The 3,874-nt window shown below is 66.9% G+C and carries 1 protein-coding gene and 1 pseudogene; both read left to right on the forward strand.

Features of this window, described 5'->3' with window-relative positions:
- Positions 1-594, forward strand: a pseudogene (locus tag V5A20_RS13500) (putative baseplate assembly protein); the annotation flags it as partial.
- 65 nt (positions 595-659) lie between these two features.
- Complete coding sequence (locus tag V5A20_RS13505) at positions 660-3,629, forward strand: phage tail protein (RefSeq protein WP_332327580.1); 2,970 nt, start codon at positions 660-662, stop codon at positions 3,627-3,629.
- Positions 3,630-3,874 lie beyond the last annotated feature (245 nt).

Here is a 3,874-nt window from a genome sequence, read left to right on the forward strand (position 1 = left end):
GAGGGGGTGGTGACTGTGCTCGTCATCCCGGCCTCCGACCCGAACCGCCCGGACGCCCCGACGCCGGGCAAGCTGTTCCTCGACACGGTCTGCGAGTACCTCGACCGCCGTCGCCTCGTCACGACGGAAGTGCACGTGCGGGGCCCGAGCTACCAGGAGGTTTGCGTCTCCATCGGCGTCGACGTGGTGCCGGGCGCAGAGGCCCCCCCGGTCCACGACCGCGTTCGGTCGGCGATTCGCACCTTTCTGTCGCCCCTAAAGGGGGGATTTGAAGAGGAGGGGTGGCCGCTGGGTCGTGCCGTCGAGAAGCGGGAGCTGCTCACGGTTGCGGCCCGCGTCTCGGGGGTGGCGAGCGTTGATGAGATACAGCTGGCTGGGCCCTCGGGGGGAGGGGTCGACCAAGAGGTGTCCCTGACTGGCGTGCAGCTGCCACGCCTTACGGGGCTGGCCGTGCAGAGCGGCACAGCGAAGCCACTGGGCGAGTTCTGCGCTCAATCCGGGCCTGAGGTCTCCGGGGACAGGGCGGGACGAGCAGAGGAGGACGAGACCGAAGACACGTTCTTCCCGGTTCCGGTCGTTCCTGAAGAATGCTGAGATGAAACCGGTTGAGGGGGGAGCCGAAGAGCTCACGACTCATTACTCGTAACTCCACGTTGCCCATGCGCGACGTAAACGATACCGGGTTTAAGCTGGTGCTCGGCCGCTCGGACTGGCGCAAGCGGTTCGGGGTCGAGGCCACGGCGACCGACGATGCCGACGCGGATGTCGTCTACGACGCCGAGAACCGGTGCGTGACGCTCCGACCGCTCATCGAGCGATTTCCGCGACAGTCCGCCAAGCCGGCCCTCAGGCCCTCGGACCGGACGTCGGCGGCGCGGGACCGGTACGGATCGTGGTACTGGATCGACCCGGCCGATCCGACCCGCATCGTCGTTCGGAACGCCGGGGACGATGAGGTCGACACATTCTGGTCGATCATGACGCTGGGTGCTGCCGAGGACGAGTCGGAGGTGAAGTCGAGCGGGGCATTTCGGCCGGTGCCCCGTCGCGAAGAACTGGAGAACGAGGAGAACGAACCGTCCCCGAAGCTTGGGGGCCTGATGATCACGGCGGACCACCGGCTCGTGGTGGGACGCACGTTGCCGGACCAGCTGCTCGTTTTCGACCTGCACGCGGGCGGGCCGCCTCAGCGCATTCCGTGGTTTGGAGGGACGGCGTTTGCCCCGGCTGATGCAACCCCGCGCCCGGACGGGGGACTGTACCTGCTCGAGAAGCCCGAGGACGGTGATCCCCGCATTTGGGCACTCGATCAGACGCTCCAGCCGGAACGACCGGTGGAGTCGGGAGGAACGGGCTCCTCTTTCCGACCAGTAGACGCGAAGGGGGGAGACAGCAACCTAACACCTCCTGCATCCTCGTCTACGCAGCGTTCCCTTCCGTCGGACCTCCAGCCACAGGCCGTCGAAGCCCTGCCTGACGACACCGTACTGGTCCTGTCCGTGACGGAAGACGGGGGCTGTGAAGCGCAGGATACCGGTAACGGGGACACGGACGTCGGCAAGACGTCGACGGTTCGCCGCTACCGGCTCGTGGGCACCGGCGCCCCCTCGCCGGTTGAGGTCGGATGCGTCAATCTGACGACTGAGCTAAAACCCGGGGAAGAGGCCAATGCCGACTGGGAACCCTGGCGCGCCCACGACATCGCCTTCGTGCCCGGCTCGCCCGGCCTGACCGAAGTGATTCAGGGAACGCTCTACGTCATAGGGGCGGACGGGAACCAGGCCTATGCGCTTCGCCTCACCGGTGATGCAGATGAGGTGGACGCCGAGGCAAAACCGCAATACCTGCCGCTCCGGCGCTTTTCAGGCAAAGATCTCGTCGAGGCGGACGGCACGGTGTATTATGATCTGGAAAACCGCTGGGTCCCCCTTCGGAGTCAGCACAAACCCCGTTTCGTGGACGGAGGTCAGATCGAACTGGATTCGTCGGAGGACCGGTTCGACAGCGAGATTGTGGGGTGCACTTGGCATCGCCTCTTCATAGATGCCTGTATCCCCCCGGAAGCGACCGTTCGTGTCGAAAGTCGCGCGAGCGATCACGAAGACCGGCTGTCCGACCAGTCCTGGAAGTCTGAGCCGGAGCTTTACCAGCGGGACACCGGGTCCGAACTTCCCTACTACGAGGCCTTTCCCGAGACCGACTCGGATCGGGAGGGACGCGGGACCTGGGAGCTGCTCCTGCAACACGCCGAGGGCCGCTACCTGGAGCTGCGCCTCACGCTGGAGGGCAGCGGACGGGCCTCCCCGCGACTCCACGCCCTTCGCGTCTACTTCCCGCGGTTCTCGTACCTCGAGGAGTACATGCCGGACGTCTACCAGAAGAACGAGGCCTCGGCGCAGTTCGTGGAGCGGTTCCTCGCCAACGCCGAGGGCATGCTCACGGACATCGAAGGGAAGATTGCTACCGTCAAGGCTCTTTTCGACGTCCGCACGGTCCCCGACGAGTACCTCGACTGGCTTGCCACCTGGTTCGGCGCCTCGTTCGACCCGGCGCTCGACACGCGCCGCAAGCGGCTGTTTCTCGACCACGCCGTCGAACTGTTCAACCAGCGGGGCACGCTCGCCGGGCTGGCCCGCATGCTCACGCTCGTGCTCGATCCCTGCGCCGACGAGTTTTTGTTCACACCCGCCGGGATCGCCGACGCCGTGGGGCGTCCCCAAGACGCCACCGAACGCACGGCCCGTCAAGAACGTGTCCGCCTCGTCGAGCAGTTTGCGGCGCGCGACGTGCCGCGTGCCGTCGTGGGGGATGCCCGGATGCCCGAGCAGCCGACCCAGGTGCGGGTGGACGAGCCATGGACGCCGGAGAAGGGGGCCGATACGCTACACCGCCGCTTCCGTACGTTCCTCGACCGAGAGCGCTACGACACCCCCAGCGATCGGGAGGCGGTGTGGGGCGAGCGGCCATCGTTTCCGCCGCTTTTACCGTCTCCCGACGACGAGCATGCCGACCAGAAGCGGGCCGACTGGCGGGTGTTTGTGCGTCGCGTCATCGATGGCCCCTACGCCCCCATCGACGCGGGAACCGTGCGGCCCGGGATTGGAGACAGGGCCGATACGGTCACCCGCCGGTTTCGCGCCTTCCTTGCGCGCCGTTACGCCACCACCGATCGGCTTCCGGCGCCGTTCAGGGAGGAAGGGGGCCGCTTCGACGCCATCCAACTTCCCGATACGCTGCCAAGCGGAACGGCCCTCCAGGACTGGATTCAGTTCGTCGGCACTGCGCTGCCCGTCCATCGTGCCGCGCACCGGTTCCGTGTGCTCGTGCCCGTGGATCCCGACGCCGACGAAGCCGCGCAGCGGCAGCGCCTCAAGATCGCACGACGGGTGGTCGAGACGCAGAAGCCCGCCCACACTGCCTTCGAGGTGCTTCCGTACTGGGCTGCGTTCCGCGTCGGCACCGTCCGCACCGGGCTCGACACGGTGCTCGGCAAAGGAAGCCGATACAGCCCGCTCCTCCTGGGCGACGGCGCCCTCGCCGAGGAGACGGTCGGCGCAGCCCATCCGGGGCACGTGGATGACCGGCGGGTGGTGGGGCGCGATGCCGCCGACGCGCCGCGGCCCCTCTGATGATGCGCGACCAGAACGTCCAAAACCGACTGCCAGCACGCCCAGCAATTTTTGCCCTTTCGATCCGACTTCGTTCGACCCATGAGTGACTTCACATCCGACGCCCCGACGTCTTCGGTTTCCGATCTCTCGAAGCGCGTGCGCTACTCGACGGGCCTCGTCCTGGGGGTCGACGAGTTCACCCAGGACCAGGCCTACTTCATGGAGCGCGACCGACTGCTGACCCGGGCGCTGCACGGCTACGG

This window comes from Salinibacter sp., assembly GCF_036626415.1.
GTDB lineage: Bacteria > Bacteroidota > Rhodothermia > Rhodothermales > Salinibacteraceae > Salinibacter.

Excerpts from the sequence above, each read along its gene's own strand:
- V5A20_RS13505 (WP_332327580.1), top strand. The coding sequence starts at position 660 with ATGCGCGACGTAAACGATACCGGGTTTAAGCTGGTGCTCGGCCGCTCG.